General features: G+C 55.2%; 18 protein-coding genes. 9 read left to right on the top strand and 9 right to left on the bottom strand.

What is annotated here, in order from left to right; genetic code table 11:
- Positions 1–9 precede the first annotated feature (9 nt).
- Complete coding sequence (locus METFOR_RS03425; RefSeq protein ID WP_015284705.1) at positions 10–1,869, bottom strand: molybdopterin biosynthesis protein; 1,860 nt, start codon at positions 1,867–1,869, stop codon at positions 10–12.
- 233 nt (positions 1,870–2,102) lie between these two features.
- Here METFOR_RS03425 and METFOR_RS15720 point away from each other — a divergent pair, with 233 nt between their 5' ends.
- On the top strand, positions 2,103–2,273 hold the full coding sequence (locus tag METFOR_RS15720) for a hypothetical protein (protein ID WP_015284704.1): 171 nt from the start codon (positions 2,103–2,105) through the stop codon (positions 2,271–2,273).
- 88 nt (positions 2,274–2,361) lie between these two features.
- Positions 2,362–2,544, top strand: a complete 183-nt coding sequence (locus METFOR_RS03420; protein ID WP_015284703.1) for a hypothetical protein — start codon at positions 2,362–2,364, stop codon at positions 2,542–2,544.
- Positions 2,545–2,613: 69 nt separating this feature from the next.
- Here METFOR_RS03420 and METFOR_RS03415 read toward each other — a convergent pair whose 3' ends face one another.
- Positions 2,614–3,867 carry a Coenzyme F420 hydrogenase/dehydrogenase, beta subunit C-terminal domain gene (locus METFOR_RS03415; RefSeq protein ID WP_015284702.1) on the bottom strand — a complete coding sequence of 418 codons (1,254 nt, stop codon included), beginning with the start codon at positions 3,865–3,867 and terminating at the stop codon, positions 2,614–2,616.
- A 2-nt stretch (positions 3,868–3,869) separates the two neighbouring features.
- Positions 3,870–5,930: a formate dehydrogenase subunit alpha gene (fdhF, locus tag METFOR_RS03410; RefSeq protein WP_015284701.1), complete on the bottom strand. Its 2,061-nt coding sequence runs from the start codon at positions 5,928–5,930 to the stop codon at positions 3,870–3,872.
- A gap of 201 nt (positions 5,931–6,131) precedes the next feature.
- Between fdhF and METFOR_RS03405 the strand changes: the two genes are divergently transcribed.
- Positions 6,132–6,758, top strand: coding sequence for a hypothetical protein (locus tag METFOR_RS03405; protein WP_015284700.1), 627 nt, complete (start codon positions 6,132–6,134; stop codon positions 6,756–6,758).
- Between the two features lie 73 nt (positions 6,759–6,831).
- Here the strand turns inward: METFOR_RS03405 and METFOR_RS03400 are convergent, their stop codons facing one another.
- The 4 genes from METFOR_RS03400 to METFOR_RS03385 form a co-directional block, all read right to left on the bottom strand.
- Positions 6,832–7,935: an ABC transporter ATP-binding protein gene (locus METFOR_RS03400; protein ID WP_015284699.1), complete on the bottom strand. Its 1,104-nt coding sequence runs from the start codon at positions 7,933–7,935 to the stop codon at positions 6,832–6,834.
- Positions 7,932–8,663, bottom strand: a complete 732-nt coding sequence (locus METFOR_RS03395; RefSeq protein ID WP_015284698.1) for an ABC transporter permease — start codon at positions 8,661–8,663, stop codon at positions 7,932–7,934. The genes METFOR_RS03400 and METFOR_RS03395 overlap by 4 nt, the downstream gene beginning before the upstream one ends.
- 204 nt (positions 8,664–8,867) lie before the next feature.
- A complete protein-coding gene (locus METFOR_RS03390; protein WP_015284697.1) occupies positions 8,868–9,926 on the bottom strand; it encodes a substrate-binding domain-containing protein in 1,059 nt (352 codons plus the stop codon).
- 153 nt (positions 9,927–10,079) lie between these two features.
- Complete coding sequence (locus METFOR_RS03385; protein ID WP_048110788.1) at positions 10,080–10,412, bottom strand: hypothetical protein; 333 nt, start codon at positions 10,410–10,412, stop codon at positions 10,080–10,082.
- Positions 10,413–10,717: 305 nt separating this feature from the next.
- Between METFOR_RS03385 and METFOR_RS03380 the strand changes: the two genes are divergently transcribed.
- The gene (locus tag METFOR_RS03380) at positions 10,718–10,984 is read left to right on the top strand and encodes a rubredoxin (protein WP_015284695.1); all 267 of its coding nucleotides are present in this window, start codon (positions 10,718–10,720) and stop codon (positions 10,982–10,984) included.
- Positions 10,985–11,142: 158 nt separating this feature from the next.
- Here METFOR_RS03380 and METFOR_RS03375 read toward each other — a convergent pair whose 3' ends face one another.
- Both METFOR_RS03375 and METFOR_RS03370 read right to left on the bottom strand, forming a co-directional pair.
- Positions 11,143–11,361 (bottom strand): KTSC domain-containing protein, encoded by a 219-nt coding sequence (locus METFOR_RS03375; protein ID WP_015284694.1) that lies wholly within the window; start codon positions 11,359–11,361, stop codon positions 11,143–11,145.
- Positions 11,362–11,466: 105 nt separating this feature from the next.
- Positions 11,467–12,345 (bottom strand): 4Fe-4S binding protein, encoded by an 879-nt coding sequence (locus METFOR_RS03370; protein ID WP_015284693.1) that lies wholly within the window; start codon positions 12,343–12,345, stop codon positions 11,467–11,469.
- A gap of 82 nt (positions 12,346–12,427) precedes the next feature.
- Between METFOR_RS03370 and METFOR_RS03365 the strand changes: the two genes are divergently transcribed.
- The 5 genes from METFOR_RS03365 to METFOR_RS14435 all read left to right on the top strand — a co-directional run bounded on the left by METFOR_RS03365 (position 12,428) and on the right by METFOR_RS14435 (position 15,797).
- Entirely contained in the window at positions 12,428–13,000 is a 573-nt protein-coding gene (locus METFOR_RS03365) for a hypothetical protein (protein WP_015284692.1), read from the top strand.
- Positions 13,001–13,185: 185 nt separating this feature from the next.
- Positions 13,186–13,719 (top strand): YeeE/YedE thiosulfate transporter family protein, encoded by a 534-nt coding sequence (locus METFOR_RS03360; RefSeq protein ID WP_015284691.1) that lies wholly within the window; start codon positions 13,186–13,188, stop codon positions 13,717–13,719.
- Between the two features lie 2 nt (positions 13,720–13,721).
- Positions 13,722–14,243: a YeeE/YedE thiosulfate transporter family protein gene (locus METFOR_RS03355; RefSeq protein WP_015284690.1), complete on the top strand. Its 522-nt coding sequence runs from the start codon at positions 13,722–13,724 to the stop codon at positions 14,241–14,243.
- A 9-nt stretch (positions 14,244–14,252) separates the two neighbouring features.
- Positions 14,253–14,489: a sulfurtransferase TusA family protein gene (locus METFOR_RS03350; RefSeq protein WP_015284689.1), complete on the top strand. Its 237-nt coding sequence runs from the start codon at positions 14,253–14,255 to the stop codon at positions 14,487–14,489.
- A gap of 63 nt (positions 14,490–14,552) precedes the next feature.
- Positions 14,553–15,797: a DsrE family protein gene (locus tag METFOR_RS14435; RefSeq protein ID WP_015284688.1), complete on the top strand. Its 1,245-nt coding sequence runs from the start codon at positions 14,553–14,555 to the stop codon at positions 15,795–15,797.
- The last annotated feature ends 5 nt before the right edge of the window (positions 15,798–15,802 follow it).

Below are 15,802 nucleotides of genomic sequence, written 5' to 3'. Positions count from 1 at the left end.
CGCGCAGGATCACGGGCTACCTTGCCGGATCGTTCCTGTTTCCATTGTTTCATAGCCACCCAGCTGTTCAAGAATTGATTTGAATTCCTTTGACCGGATCGCTTCCATGAGTGCCACGACACGCGGGTCCGTTGCATGTTCCCGGCGTATGGCCAGTTCGTACCGCTCGCTCGCTACCGGGACAAACGGCAGATTCAGGGCCTTTGCCGCACTGTACACGCAGAGACCGGCATCCGCCTCCCTGCTCTTGACGGCAAGCGCGACTGCGATATGCGTGGTCACTTCCCGTTCATATCCCGGAATTGTTCCCGGGTCAATACCTGCTTTCTTCAGCTGGTAATCAAGCAGCATGCGGGTCCCGGACCCCTTCTGGCGGTTGACGAACAGCCGTCCGGGGAGATCCGTAAACGAGAGCCCGTCACGTGAGACCACACCCTGTTGCCGTTCGGCTACGCAGAGGAGATCGACTTCCGTAACCCCGAGATACTTCTGCACGTACGTGATGTTGTAGGTCCCATCATCTGCAAGGAGGTGAGTCGGTGCCGCATGGCATTCATCCTTTCTCAGGGCAAGGATCCCTCCCATACTCCCCACGTGAGTTGAAATAAGCGAGACACCCTTTGGCCGGAGGAGGTCGGCCAGGTAATCGATGGCCGGGTCGTGGCTGCCTGTAATAAGGAGGGCATTCTCTGCTTCCTCCTCCGGTACCAGCAGTCGTGCGTCCACGAGATCTCCTGCGTTGAATCCTTCCGAGTCGCGGGGGAGCCGTATATACGCGTTTGACCGGATCGCGCTCATCTGGACACCGGCACCCTTGGACTGCGGTGATATGACAAAGCGATCCCCGACCTTCCCGAGCGTGCAGGCAACATACTCATCCGAGCCGATCTCCTTGGCAAGTGCCGTGGTCACCTGCGCCTGAACAATACGGTAAGGAGGAACAAAGAGTCCATACATCCTCATCAGGGGCAGGACCAGTTCACGGAGAACGGTCAGCGCCGAGAGAGGATAACCGGGCAGACCGATGACCGGCTTCCCGTCCACCCGGCCGATGATGGCCGGTTTCCCAGGCTTGGTCGCAATGCCGTGGACCAGCACCACACCAAGTTCCGCGATCACGTCCGCGGTATAATCTTTCGTTCCCGCGGATGACCCGGCCGAGACAATAACAAGGTCATTCTCACTGCAGGCTTTCCTGATAGCATTGCGGATTTTCTCCGGGGTATCCTCGACAAAAGGGTACCGTATGCAGGTCGCCCCAACCTCATCGAGTATCGCTTTTGCCATGAGCGTGTTACTCTCAACAACCTGGCCCGGAGCAGGGCGTGTCCCGGCTGCAACGAGCTCGCTGCCTGTGGGTACGAGACCAATGCGGACCGTGATCACATCAACTTCCGTGATACCGTATGTGGCAAGGCCCCCGGTCTCGTGCGGGCGGATACGGTGGCGCGAGGGCATTACCATTTCCGATTCAGCAAGGTCCTCCCCGGCCGGCCGGACATGCTGCCACGGGCTTGCGGACTTTCGGATAGTATATTTCCCGGATTCCTCCCAGACATCTTCGATCATGATAACCGCATCGTATTCCTGAGGTACAACATTGCCGGTATTCACCCGGACCGTACGCGGCAGAGTGACAGGGTGCTGCTCGGAGGCTCCTTTTGTATCTGCACTCACAACCGCGATCCCGTCCATTGCGGAGAGGTGGATCTCCGGTACGGAATATTTGGCAAAGATTGGCCCCACTGTGATCCGCCCCGATGCGTTTTCCAGCGGTACCGTAATGACAGAGGGTATGCAGGAGAACTCACGACCCAGAAGTGCGAGCACATCATCGAGCGGTTTAACCTGGAGATACCGTTTTACCATATATTCACCTGAACTCTGAATTCCATGCGGCCTTCCCTGCTTCTCAGCCGAAGTCTACCTTTTATATTCATCTCATCAGGTATACCACTTATGGCATTCTGGCCCGAAGCTTCCTCCGTTTTCCGGAACCGAAAGGACTGAATACCGGCCGGAAATAGTTGGGGAGTTTGCTGTCAGGGGGAGCATTTACCCATTCCAAAGGTGTATTAGGAAACAATCCAAAGGAAATGATCATGGCTGAAAAACATAAGTGCGAACGGTGTGGCAAAGAAGCCATCGGATTCCAGTCGATGGAAGGAGGTTTTGAATATGTCTGCCAAGACCATGCCGACAGCCTCCTCCTTGCGCTTAAACCCGGCGAGAAAAAAACGTATGGCGTTTGTTACCTTGAACGGTACAGCTGATAGAAAAACCTTCCAGATAATGGTTACAGCAACACAAATGGCGAGAAAATTCGTACAATTTTCTTTACACAACCTCCGGGAGATGACAATGGCTGAAAAAATCAAGTGTGAATTGTGTGACAAGGATGCGATCGGGATCCAGTCGCTTGGAACCTGTGTGTCCTACCTGTGCGAGGACCATGCCGACAGTTCGCTGCTTGCACTCAGACCTGGTGAAAAAAGGGCTTACGATTACTGTTACCTTGAGCGATTCAGTCCGACCAAGGACTGATCCTAAGATAAGACAAATAAGAAAAATCCCCTTTGGTTATTCTTCTTCGTAAAACAATAAAAAAAAGGTTTAGTGTTGTGACATCGGGTTAAACACATTCAGGTAGATCATGTCGCTGCCGGTGTTGTGCAACCTCTTGCGTTCGACCTGCTCCTCTGCATATGCAAGGATTGGAAGTTCCATGTCGACGCCCGGAGTATGGCCGAACATCTTCTCGAGCTCGACCTGCTGGGCGTGCATGAAGAGCGCGTTCGGGATCTCTGCAGGGCAGAGTTCCTGGCACTGGCCGCAGTTCACGCAGGAGTCGGCAATGTGGGCAAACCGGATCAGGTGGAACATGAAGTTCGGAGGAAGCTCCCCGGGCTTGACATACGCCGGGTTCTTGGTCGTGCAGTCAACGCAATAACAGATCGGGCAGGCCGAGATACAGCTGTAGCACTTGATGCAGCGGGATGTCTCGGTCATAATCTTCTTGAGCCGGTCTTTTCCCTCTCCGAGTGCCTCGAAGTCGTGCTTGCGCCACTTGTCGCCAAGCTTCAGCATTGCACCCTCGACCTTTCCGCGGATCTCGAGGCCCTTGGGGTTGGCTGCCTCGGTCGCAAGGATGCCGTTCTTGACTGCACCTGAAACGAGGTTCGCACCTTTCTCGGAACAGACTTCAACAAAGGTTGCCTTGCCGGCCTTCTCGCCGATGACACCCCAGTTACCACAGGCAAGGTCTGCCTGCCGGGGGATCTTCATCTTGCAGCGGCGGCAGTTCGAACGCCGGCCATAGCCTGCCTCTTCGAGCTCGTCAACGGAGATGCCCTTGTGACCTCCCTCGTACTCGATGATGAACTGGCCCTTGTCGATCTCTTCCTTGTGGACTTTGTCCGGGTCAACGCCGTACTTCTCGGTGATCATCCTGCGGGCGAGGACCGGGCTGACCGATCCACCGCAGTTGACACCGATCATGACAACGTTGTCAAGGTTGATCTGCTTGCGCTTGGCGAGTTCGTAGAACGCCATCGCATCGCAACCCTTGACGGTGACACCGATCTTCATGTTCTCGGCGCCATCCATGTACTTCTTGACCAGTTTGGGCAGGAGGAGCGTCCCGCAGTGGAGGGACCCGGCAGTCTTTGCGAGTTCCTTGGGGTCGGTGATGAGGACCGGCTGCGCATCGTAGAGGTCAGTCCCCTTGGTAATGACAAGGACAGCGTCAACTGCCTTGGACTCCAGCGCGAATTTCCAGAGTGCCGTGACAGCACCGCCGAGTTCGGCCTTCTTCTTGATCTCTGCGTCGTTGGTCCACGCGTAGAGCATATCGCCTTTCTTTGCCATCTTCAGGCCTCCTTGATCTTCTCGATTTTACAGGCACATGCCTTGAACTCGGGAATCTTTGCCACGGGATCGAGCGCGTTGATGGTGAGGATGTTTGCCGCACACTCGATGAAGTGGAACGGGATGAACACGACGCCCTTCTTGATCGTCTTCGTTACACGGGCACCGATCTTGATATCGCCACGGCGGGAGGATACCTTGAGCATCTCCTTGTCTGCAATCCCCAGTGCCTTTGCGTCTTCAGGGTTGATCTCGACCCATCCGGTCGGCTCCTCGCGCTCCAGGCTCGGGGAGCGGCGGGTCATGCTGCCGGTATGCCAGTGCCAGATGCAGCGGCCGGTGGTGAGGAGGAACGGGTACTCCTTGTCCGGGACTTCGGCCTGGGCTTTCCACTCGATCGGGGTGAAGATTCCAAGACCGTCCGGGTGGGAGAACTTCTCCTTGTGCAGGATCGGGGTGCCCGGGTGTTCAGCAGTCGGGCAGGGCCAGTGGAGTGCCTCGGGCTTCTCGAGCCGGGCATAGGTCATTCCACCATAGGACGGGGTGACCCTGGCGATCTCGTTGAAGATCTCCTCGGCGCTCTTGTAGGGGAACTGCTTCTCGTATCCCATTGCCGCTCCGAGTTCACAGATGATCTTCCAGTCAGCACGTGCCTCGCCGGGCGGGTCCTGGGCCTTCCTCCACTTCTGGACACGGCGTTCGGTCGAGGTCTGGGTGCCGTCTTTCTCGGCAAAGCAGGTTGCCGGAAGGACAACATCGGCGAGCTGGGCGGTCTCGGTCAGGAAGATATCCTGCACGACAATGAACTCTGCGTTCTTTAAGCCCTTCTCCACGTGGTGGAGGTCAGGGTCAGACAGCATCGGGTTCTCACCCATGATGTACACGCACTTGACTTTCCCGGGCTCGTCAGCGAGAGTGTTGATCAGCGTGGTGACTGTCAGGCCAACTTTGCCCTCGGCAATCTGGCAGCCCCAGGCGTCTTCCATCTTCTTCTTCATCTCGGGAACGAGAACGGACTGGTAGCCGGAGTATACATTTGCAAGGGCTCCCATGTCGCAGGCGCCCTGGACATTGTTCTGGCCACGCAGTGCGCAGATGCCCGTGCCGGGTCTGCCGAGGTTGCCGGTCAGCATCTGGAGGTTTGCAACCGACTTGACATTGTCAACACCGGTCGTGTGCTGGGTGATACCCATCGAGTAGAGTACCGCAGACTGTCCCGACTTGCCGAACCATTCGGCAGCCTTGATAATGTCTTCCGCAGGAACGCCCGTGATCTTCGAGACGTTCTCGGGGCTGTAGGTATCCTTCATCACGACTTCCTTGACCTTCTCGAAGTCCTTGGTCCGGTTCTTGATGAAGTCCTTGTTCTCCCAGCCGTTCTTGAGGATCAGCTGCATGAAGCAGTTCAGCAGTGCAACATCGGTACCCGAGTAGAACTGCAGGTGCAGGTCAGCGATCTTCCCGGTCGGGGTGAGACGGGGGTCGGCGTAGATGATCTTTGCACCGTTCATCTTTGCCTGCATGATACGGCGCCCGATCAGCGGGTGCTGCTCGAAGGTGTTCGTACCGATAACAAGGAGACACTTCGACTCGGCAATATCCGCAATGGACTGGGTCATGGCACCGGACCCGAATGCACCGGCAAGACCAACGACCGTGGACGCATGGCAGAGCCGGGCGCAGTGGTCGATGTTGGGAGTCTTTAGAACAGCACGGGCAAACTTCTGCATCAGGTAGTTCTCTTCATTGGAGACACGGGCGGATGCAAGGCAGGCCATCTCTTCGCCCTTGTAGGACTTGAACTTCTGGGCGATGAGCTTGTAGGCCTCGTCCCAGCTGGCTTCAACAAACTTGCCATCCTTCTTGATGAGGGGCTTTGTTAACCGGTCAGGGCTGTTGATGAACTCCCAGGCATAGTTGCCCTTGGGGCAGAGCTTGCCTTCGTTCACCGGGTTGCGTTGCCACGGCTGGACGCCGACAACCTTCTTGTCCTTGACAACAAGGTTGAATCCGCAACCTGTGCCGCAATAGGGGCACGTGGTCGGAACGTACTTGAATTCCATGTATGACACACCTTTTAACAAAAAAAACTCAGATGGGAACGATATTTAAGCATATTGAAAAAACCACAAAAAATGATTAATAATGGTGGGTCAAAGAGTATTTCAGGATATGCTGGGTAAAATGCTTGTACCAATTATCGCACTAAATCAATTGACCCACATTTATCCGAAAATTGTTTTATTTGGGGGAGCGCGCACGTCATGAAACCTCCCAAAATTCTCCCGATTGTGGCTGCTATCGTCCAGAGTGCGATTTCCATAGTTGATGGTGTTACATTTACCGGACATTCCGTATGTCCCGCATGTGGTGGCCCTCTTGCTGGTTATGATACGAAAAGAAAACAGTACGCGCACTTGTTGATCAATAATGAGCAGAGAACAATGTATGTCTCTGTTAAACGGTTTTATTGCAAGAGCTGTGACAAACTCTGTTATGCAGATGAACCGTTCTATCCCAATACCCGAATGGGTTCCGCTATTATCGATCTCTGCGTTGCATTCTCAATGACGATGTCGGTCAACCGGGTTCCGGCATATCTTGCTGCCATGGGTATTATAGTGGACCGCTCCAGCTGCCGCCTCTATGTACAACACATCTGTAGTTGCCACGTGCGAATCAATTCCCGCTACCTGGACATAGACAACAAGTATGGTATTCACCTGCCCCTCTCCGTTCTCTCACTCTCTACGCTAGCATACCGTCGTGATATAGGGGAGCACATCGATGAATCAAAAGTGCTTGAAGCCTGCAGTTTTCCCTCTGCGCCACGGAAAGCGAAGAATTTTCCATTACCGCAGAAGCGCTGGATAAACCGGGAATTATTCTAATAAGACCAGCAAGCCCTTCTGCCACAATTAGTCGGCCTGTCGGAATTTCCGGAAATGTGGAATGCCAGAATAATTATCCAGCAGCATTTCTATCCCCGTCTTCCTGCAGGACATGGATCGCGGTTGCCTTGACACCGGCAATGACCATGGACCCTAGCGAGAGCCCGAGATCGGTGCACGACCTGCGGGTGATCAGTGCAACGAGAGGAAAACCGCAGTCCACAGCGATCCGGACGAACGGGCCGGACGGGAGAATCTTCTGGATCCGACCGACAATCCGGTTCCGCATACTGGTCTTTTCTGAGACCGAGTCAGACGGTGTCAGGGTAACGTCCTCCGGGCGGATGCAGAGCGAGACCCGCTTTCCCTTCGGGATATCCGTCAGCGCCTCAAAACAGGTCTCCCCGACGCGAATGAGGGCATGTCCCCCGGTGTTTTCAATCACCCGTCCTCCGGTAATCGCATCGATCCCGACAAAGCGGGCAATCTGCCTGCCTTTTGGCTGGTAGAAGATCTCCGGTGCACTCCCCACCTGTACCAGGCTGCCGTCCATGATCACACCGATACGGTCTGCAAGCCGCTGCCCCTGGAGCATGTCGTGGGTGGACATAACTATCGTGGTGCCGAAGCGTTTGTTGATCCTGACGATCAGGTCCTCGATCATCTCCGACGAAACAGGGTCGAGGTTTGCGGTCGGTTCATCGAGGAGGAGGACCTCCGGTTCGGTGACCATTGCACGGGCAAGGGCAACCCGCTGCATCTCACCCCCGGAGAGGGTGATCGCCCTTCGTGAATACAAGTCCGAGAGCCCGACAAGGTGGAGGGCAAACTTCACTTTCTTCTCTGCCTCCGTTGCAGGCACTCCACGGAACTTCAGGCCAAAGGCAACATTCTCGGCAACAGAGGTATTCAGGACGGCGGGTTTCTGGAATACCATACTCATCCTCCGCCGGATGACAAGCCGGTCCTTTTTGGGACCTGCGGTATCGGTACCATCGAAGAATATCTTCCCGGAACTCGGGGAATCGAGGAGATCGATAAGCCGGATAAGGGTGCTCTTGCCGCTGCCGCTTGGGCCTATCAGGGTGAAGATCTCGCCCCTGCGGATCTCGAGAGTCACGTCCCGCAGCGCTTCTTTTGCTCCGAACGCCCGGGTGAGCTTTTCAATCCGGATCATCCGTGCGGACCTCCTCCGGCAATCTGCTGCAAGTCAGACGACAGAGCCGATGTTATCAGGTTCAGGATGACAACAACGATCAGGGCAATCACCAGGAGGATGATCCCAAGCGCAATGGAAAAACCGAATTTTCCCATCCCCGTTTCGAGCGTGATGGCTGTTGTGAGTACCCGCGTATGGTCGCGGATGTTCCCCCCGATCATCATGGCAACCCCGACCTCGGCGATTGCCCGCCCGAACCCGAGCACGACCGCGCTCAGGATGGCAAACCGTGCCTCCTTGACAATCTCGATTATCTTCTGGAACTGGGTAGCCCCAAGGGAGATCAGCGTATCGCTGATGCCCCGGTCGATCCCGCTCAGTGCCGAGATAACAAGCCCCATCATGATCGGGATGATGAGGACCATCTGTCCGAGGATCATGCCCTGCGAGGTGAAGAGGAGGCCAAGGAAACCGAACGGTCCGCTCCGGGAGATGAGAAGATAGAGGATGAGGCCGACGACAACGGTCGGAACGGAGTAGAGGGTCTGGATGAGAATGATGACGGCACGCTTGCCGTAGAAGGTGTTGAAGTAGATGAGCGCGCCGGCAGGAATGGCAACGATCGCAGCGAGAGTCGTGGCAGTAAGAGAGATGTACAGCGAGAGGGCAGCGATCTGCATGACCTCCGGGTTGAGCGTAACGATAAGATCGATGGCCTGGATAATCCCGTTTGTAATGTCGCTCATTCCGGCACACCCGCCATGCACGCACGCTCCCTGATCCTCTTACCCGGACCGGCCCGGTCGCCATCCGATAATCTGTGTATTCTCTTCATCATGGTAAATGAAACGCTCCGGGCATGAACCGGATACATTCCCGGTAGGAGATCGAACAGGGTTGCCGGTCATTATTCCAGGGCCCCGATAAACGAGAAAAAGGGATGTGAGAGATTATGCTGTTGTTGCAGCGGCTGCCGGGGCAGCGGTTGCTGCCGGGGCAACAGCGGTTGCCGGCGTACTATAGTCACCAACCCAGCCGGCAGTTGCCGTGGGAACTTCAACGCTCATCGGGATGAAGAGGGCCTTGCCGTACTTATCAACTCCGAAACTGCCAATGGCGTCCTGGGTGTCTTTGGAGATCAGGAAGTTGATGAAGTTGTTAGCCATCTGGATCTTCTCGACCGGCTGCTTGTCGTTGTACACTGCCATGACACTGTAGATGTTCAGGAGGCTCGCACCCTTGGTGACGAGAGGAGTCATTTTCAGATCCTTCTTGTACGCAAGGTAGGTACCTTCATCGGTGAGGGCGTATGCTCCCTTCTCGCTTGCCATCTGGAGGGTCTCGCCCATACCCTTGCCGGCCTCTACATACCAGTCACCGGACTTCTGGACCTGGGTCGTGTAGTTGTACCCGGCCTTGGACCAGACGGTCTTTTCGGCAGAGTGGGTACCAGAATTGTCGCCGCGGGAGACGAAGGAGACGCCTGCGGTCTTGTTGGTGCCCTTCACGAGCAGCGTGGTGAAGGCCTTCTCGGGGGTCATGTCCTTGATGCCTGCGGGATCGGATTCAGGTCCGACGATGATGAACGAGTTCGATGCAAACGAGCGGCGGTTCAGGCCGTACCCGTCCTTCATGAAGGCGAGTTCCTGACTGGGGGAGTGGACGAGCAGCACGTCGGCGTCTCCCTTCTTGGCAAGCTCGATGGCCTTGCCGGTGCCCTGGGAGGTGATCTTCAGCTTGACGTTATACTGTTTCTCAAACATCGGCTGGAGATAATCGAGCAGCCCGGTGTCGTAGAGGCTCGTTGTTGTCGCGATGACGAGCGTCTCCTTGCCGCTCTCGGTTGTGACCGGGGCTGCCGGCGCTGCAGTGGTTGCGGCTGCCGGTGCAGCAGTCGTTGGTGCTGCTGCGGTCTTGGAAGGGGTACTGGTGCACCCTGCAATGAGGGCGGAAACAAACAGGACTGCAATGATCACTGCAATCGATCCGATATACACACTCTTTTTCATAGTATGACCGGAATCAATTTTTCAAAGAGTAATAATTGAATGTTTCTTTTCGTAAAAAGTAAAATAATCTTTCAATCAACTGGTAAACAAATGGTTTGCATCAGATTTCATTGATTTTTTTTCTGAGTAAAGTACATTTAAAAAATAGGCCGGTCACTTTGCGATCTTGTTGAAAAGGTCCGGGGGGATGATCCGGGAGATATCGCCGGAGTACTTCTCCTTCATCAGGTCCAGCATCTTCCGGCTTCCCTTGGCGGTAGTCAGGATGCCGACACGTTCTGCGCGGGTGATCAGTTCCTCTTCTTCCATCATGGCAAAGTACGGGAGGATATAGTAGTGGGGGACACCGAGGAATTCAGCGAGTCTCCTCGTGGTGGGGAACCGGATCCGGATCGCATCGCCCGTGAATGTGAGCGAGACTGACCGTTCGCTGATCTGGATACGGATGGCGGCATCAAAGAGGATATCAATCGACAGGGAGGCCATGGGAATTCCTGTACCTGATTGGGTGCAGCTGACTAAAATAGTATCATGATAAGGAAAAGGGGAAACCGCAAGGCCCAGTGTCCCCCGATTCTTTATGGGGGAGGAAGGGGTCCCTTCCTGCGGACTCTGAAACGGGCCAATGGGGGGCGGGTCATGGTGGGAGAGGGATGGGTACCCCCCCTTTATAGAAGATTTCTCATAGTTCACCAACATCAATCAGCCCACCCTGAACCCATTAATTTCAATACGCTAATAAGGGGTTAATGATAATAGGATTATGTTACCTATATCCAGAGGTTATCACGATGGACAAGTATGTGTGTATGATGTGCGGTCATATCTATGACCCGGCAGTAGGAGAGACCAAGGCGTTCAACAACACGATCCTGGTCAACACAGACAGGATGGAACTCTATGAGGGCAAGGTCATGGCAGCAACCCCGATCCCGGCCGGCACGGCCTTCGCCGACCTCCCCGCAGACTGGAAGTGCCCTTCCTGCGGCCACCCCAAGTCCTATTACCGCAGGATGGAGCCCGACACGCTCCGTGCCATGCGGACGATCAGCTACTGATGTGAACCAGACTGTTCACCAACAATCTTTTTCTTTGATCCGGTTCCCCTGCCAGCTGTTGCTATCGGTCACAGACCATGAGATAATTGGGTCATAAAAAACAGATCGGTCTCTAAGGTAATGCTACAACAGCCCTTGTCTCCCGTCATACTTTTTGTTCAGGAGGCGTTCACTGTCGGGATCTGCGCCTCAACGGTCTGCCGGTAGAGCCTCTCGGGGAAGGTTGCATGGAAGATCGCGGCATAGACCGGGTAAGGTACCGGCGCATGGTACTTCGTGACCCCGCCAGGAAATACTACGGCCATGGTGTGTGTCTTGACATCATAGCCCAGTTCGCGGATTCCGTTCGATACGTGCCTGTCCCAGACCATGTTCATGATGGTTCACCCCGGCACCACTCGGGTGCCTTACGCGGCAATGGATCGGCAACAAGGATAAGGATTGCGGGACGTTTCAGGATCTGCGAGAAAAGAAGAGGGGAACTATCCTTCGATCATCTTGACAATCGTCTTCTTGAACTCATCGAACTCGAGCTCGTCCAGCTGCTCGGGCAGGAGTGAGCCGGTCGAGGCCTGGCGATAGATCCAGTAAATAACCTTGTCAACGACCCGGATCACTTCCTCCGGTGTCTTTACATCGATGAGGTGCCGGCCGATCTTAGGGTGCCGGCCGCGGTGACCTCCCACGGTGATGCGGTACTCCGGAGGGGATCCCTGGATGATGTGGAACGGGCAGGGTTTGATGCAGAACCCGCATTCCATGCATTTGCCGGCATGGAGGACGATGACGCCGTCCTGGACCTCGATGGCCTTCTCCCGGCAGTAATGAGTGCAGGTGCCGCAGCCGGTGCAGAGGCCGGGGTCGCGGATCGGCCGCTGGATGCCGGTGATCCCGATCTCGTTGAGCCGCTCACTCTCGCAGCCGTTCGGGCAGGAGGAGATGGCGATCCTGACCTTGATCGGCAGTTCCTTTCCAAAGAATTTCTTATCAATCTCTTCAGCCAAGCCAACGGAGTCGATGATACCGAACTTGCAGTGCCGGGTCCCGAGGCATGAAGTGACGTTCACGACTTCTTCCCGTTCGGCACCGAGCGGGGTCCCGTTTGCAGCGAGATCATCGAGAAGGGGCTCAAGTTTCGAGGGGTCGACATGCGGGAGCTCGACCGTCTGGCGCGTGGTGAGATGAATATTTTCGATCCCGTACTTTTTTGCAATCTCACCCAGACCTTTCATCCGTTCGGGTGTGATCATGCCGGCCGGCATGCGGAGCCGAACGATACAGAAATCGGGGTCGATCTCGGTGATGATCCCGCCGCGGGTGAAGAGATCCTGGTTGACCGGGGGTCGCAGGCGACGTGGCATAACATAATTCAATTGGAGGCGTTAATTGAAAGATGTTATCACCGTACTAAAAATTAAACTGTTTCTTAACAAATAAGTACATATGACGAAACCATCGGAATACATGGAGGCATTTTTCGGGGTTGAACTGAACCAGAAGTTCGAGGACATGATTAACGAGCTCAAGGATGTGGAGGAGAGTCTCAAGGACCTCTCGCAGGACATAGGAAAACTCGGTGGGAACCTTTCTCCTGAAGATTTCAAGGGGCTTGTCAAGGAGTGCCGGGCGATCTCCTACGAGAATGCCCAGCAGATCAAGGATGTCCGTACATTCCTTGACTTCTACCTGAAATCAGATAAGACTTCAACGCACATCATTCTCGAAAGGGATGCCTATATGAAGATCTACCAGATCTTCAAGTGGGACGGCTCGGATGTCCGCGACCTGAAGCGCTGGATCAAGGAATTGAGGGAGCTCTGCGACAAGATCGGGCTCAATGTCCGCGACCTGATCAACTTCAAGAAACTCACGGCCAACCCGGTTCCTGAAGAACTGGTGAAGTTCCCGGTGTATGCTTTCGACAAACAGGGGTATTGTCTCACCGGCTCAACCTACGATGTTGTGATGCACATCGATGAAGTCCGTGAGAAGATGGCCGATAACAATTCGTCATAATCCCCATCATCCAAGCCTCCGCTTTTTTCATTCATTTTCCATGATGAGTCATGGTTATGCCGGGTAAGTCCACACGAGCAAGAGTTAGGTTTACCTATATCAAATCTTAACTCCATTAATTTTTTAGTATTAACATACTGAATGATTTCACTAAGTTTATTTACCATTATTCAGAATTAATTAACATGGCCGAAATCAAGGCAAAATCAGAAGAAACACCATCCTGCTTGGACACCCTTGCCAAAAGCCCGCTTTATGTCGGACTTGCCATCGGTATTCTCGCTGCGCTTGTACAGGCACTCCTGATGAGTGCCGGCGGACCGGAAGCCTACGGGTTCTGTGTCGCCTGTCACACCCGCGATGTCGTGAACGTTGCGGTGAACGATATCGCCGGGACGAAGCTTGCTGTTGCCGCGATCTCCCAGAATGCCATCCTGCCGATGCTGACCGTGATCGGTGTCCTCATCGGTGCGTTTGTCTCCGCCCGGTATTACCAGGAGTTCCGGACCAAGGCCGGCAATGCCGCATCCTATCTCTGGTACCTGCTCGGTGGGCTCTTCTTTATGGTCTTCGCCCTTTTCATGGGCGGCTGCCCGTACCGCATGGGCTTGCGGATCGGGTACGGCGACGTAGTGGCCGTCATCGGGGTCATCGCGATCATTGCCGGGGTTCTTGTCGGAATAAAGATCACCACCAGCCTTGCGGAGCGTGAGGGATAACCATGGCCGTAGCAGGCTGGTTAACAAAGGACGTTGCCATCATCGCCGTCCCCATCGTCTCGCTCCTCCTCGGTCTTCTGATCGGCTGGCTTGGCCAGCGGTCCGGGTTCTGCTCGATCGGAGGGTTCCGTGACTTCTTCATGTTCAAACACACCCGGCTCCTGTACGGGTATCTCGCCCTGATCATCGGGGCGTTCATCGGCTACCTCGTCTTCTGGTTCATCACCCCGCAAGCATTCGAGAACTTCTTCTGGTTCCTCCATAAGGGCCTCATGCCCGTTCCCGGTGCACCCGCGAACCTGACGCTTGCAGCTTACATCCTCCTCGCCGTTATTGGCGGTATCGTGGTCGGGCTCATTGGCGTCCTGCTGGGTGGCTGCCCGCTCCGGCAACTCGTGATGACTGCCGAAGGAAACCTACGGTCCCTCCTCTTTGTGATCGGCATGTGTATCGGTGCCATCCTGTTTGCCGCGTGGGTATCCGGCTGGGCGGTCGGGATCTTAAAGGGTCTTGGGATTGCATAACAGAGTTCGGTGATAACCTTGACAACCAAAAACCTCGACATAACCGGAAAAGTCTGCCCGTACTGCCTCCTTGCGGTCCAGAAGGCATCGGCCTCATTACAGAAAGGCGATGAACTGCTGGTCTCCTGCGATCATCCACCGGCGGCTACAACGACCATCCCGAAGTTCGCAGAGGACAACGGGATGAACTGCGCAATAAAGAAGTCTGCACCCGGGCTCTGGGAGATCCGGCTGACGAAGAAGTAACAAAAAACCTTAACACAACCCATAAATAATCATGTTTGTGTAACCTTAGAGGAGAAGCACGACATGAACCCCCATTTTTTTCTCCTCGGCGGACCGGTTACGGAAGAGCGCCTCTCCTGGATCGAGTCCTGCCTGAAATTTTTCTTTGTCAAGCTCAATCCCGAGAACCTCCTGCACCATACAAAAACCCATGAAGGGGTCTTCACCTTCTTTTTGACCGGAGACGCCCTGTACAGCCTCCATGAACCGGGAACCGCGAGGATCTGGGGCGTCATTCTTGCACTGCCCTCGGTGAAGATTGTCTGCGACCGACAGGAACTCATCCTCCGGGGCATCTCGATCGAAGGTCTGAAGATGAAGTTCCCCGACCAGGTGATCGACCACAACCGGCTGGGCATCAGCGGCCAGCCCTCGTTCTGGAATGACGTGGTACGGGTTGCCCGCCAGCACGAGCAGCCGGTACCAAGCACTATCGGGTACCTCCAGCTGGAGTCGCCCTACATGAACCGGTCATCACTCTCTACCGTGAAATGCCTGAACGCGGCGCTCGAAGCGCATGCATCGGTGGAACTATACGCTTATCTTGACGGCATCCACTGCGGCCACAGCAACCAGAACCCGACGGAGTTTGAAAATATCGGCACGGGTCTGGAAGAGATCTGCGACCGAGCCGCAAAACGGAACCTCGCATGCCAGATGATTGTCTGCAGCCGGTGTGCGGCTGCCCGGGGGTACAGCACCTGGGACGACGGGCAGGGTCAGGTGGTATCGGCCTGCACGATACGGCCGTTCCGGATCCGGAACCTGAACGAGATGGTCGAGCGGTTTTCAAGGAACCACACGATCCTTGCCGAGAATGGTGCATCGATCCAGATGAAACCGTCCGGCCAGCAGACATCGTTCCCGCTGGAGGAACCCGGACGGGCCCCGCCCGTCACGGTCCTGATCACGAGTACACCGTACGGCACGGAACGGGCATTCGGGGGACTCTCGTTTGCGATTGCCTGTGCCGCAGGGGGGATTCCCACGCAGGTCATCTTTATCGAGGATGGCGTATACGCCCTCTCCGGCAGCCACACGCTGGATCCGGACTCGCAGTTCTTCAATCTCCAGGACGTGATCGATGCCGTTGCCGGGAGCAGGGACCTCGAGCTCTTCGTTTTCCAGCCCTCCCTCCACCAGCGGGGACTCTCCAAGAACGCAAAGATGAATGCTGTGCTGGATATCGGATTGCAGGAGCTCGGTCAGTTGCTCTTCTTCCCGCCACGGGCCATCCAGGCAGTTCAGCGGCGGGTCATCATCTTCTGACCGTT

Source organism: Methanoregula formicica SMSP, from assembly GCF_000327485.1.
Taxonomy (GTDB): domain Archaea; phylum Halobacteriota; class Methanomicrobia; order Methanomicrobiales; family Methanospirillaceae; genus Methanoregula; species Methanoregula formicica.
The sequence above is the reverse complement of the archived record's forward strand: the minus strand, read 5'-3'. Positions and strand labels throughout refer to the sequence as shown.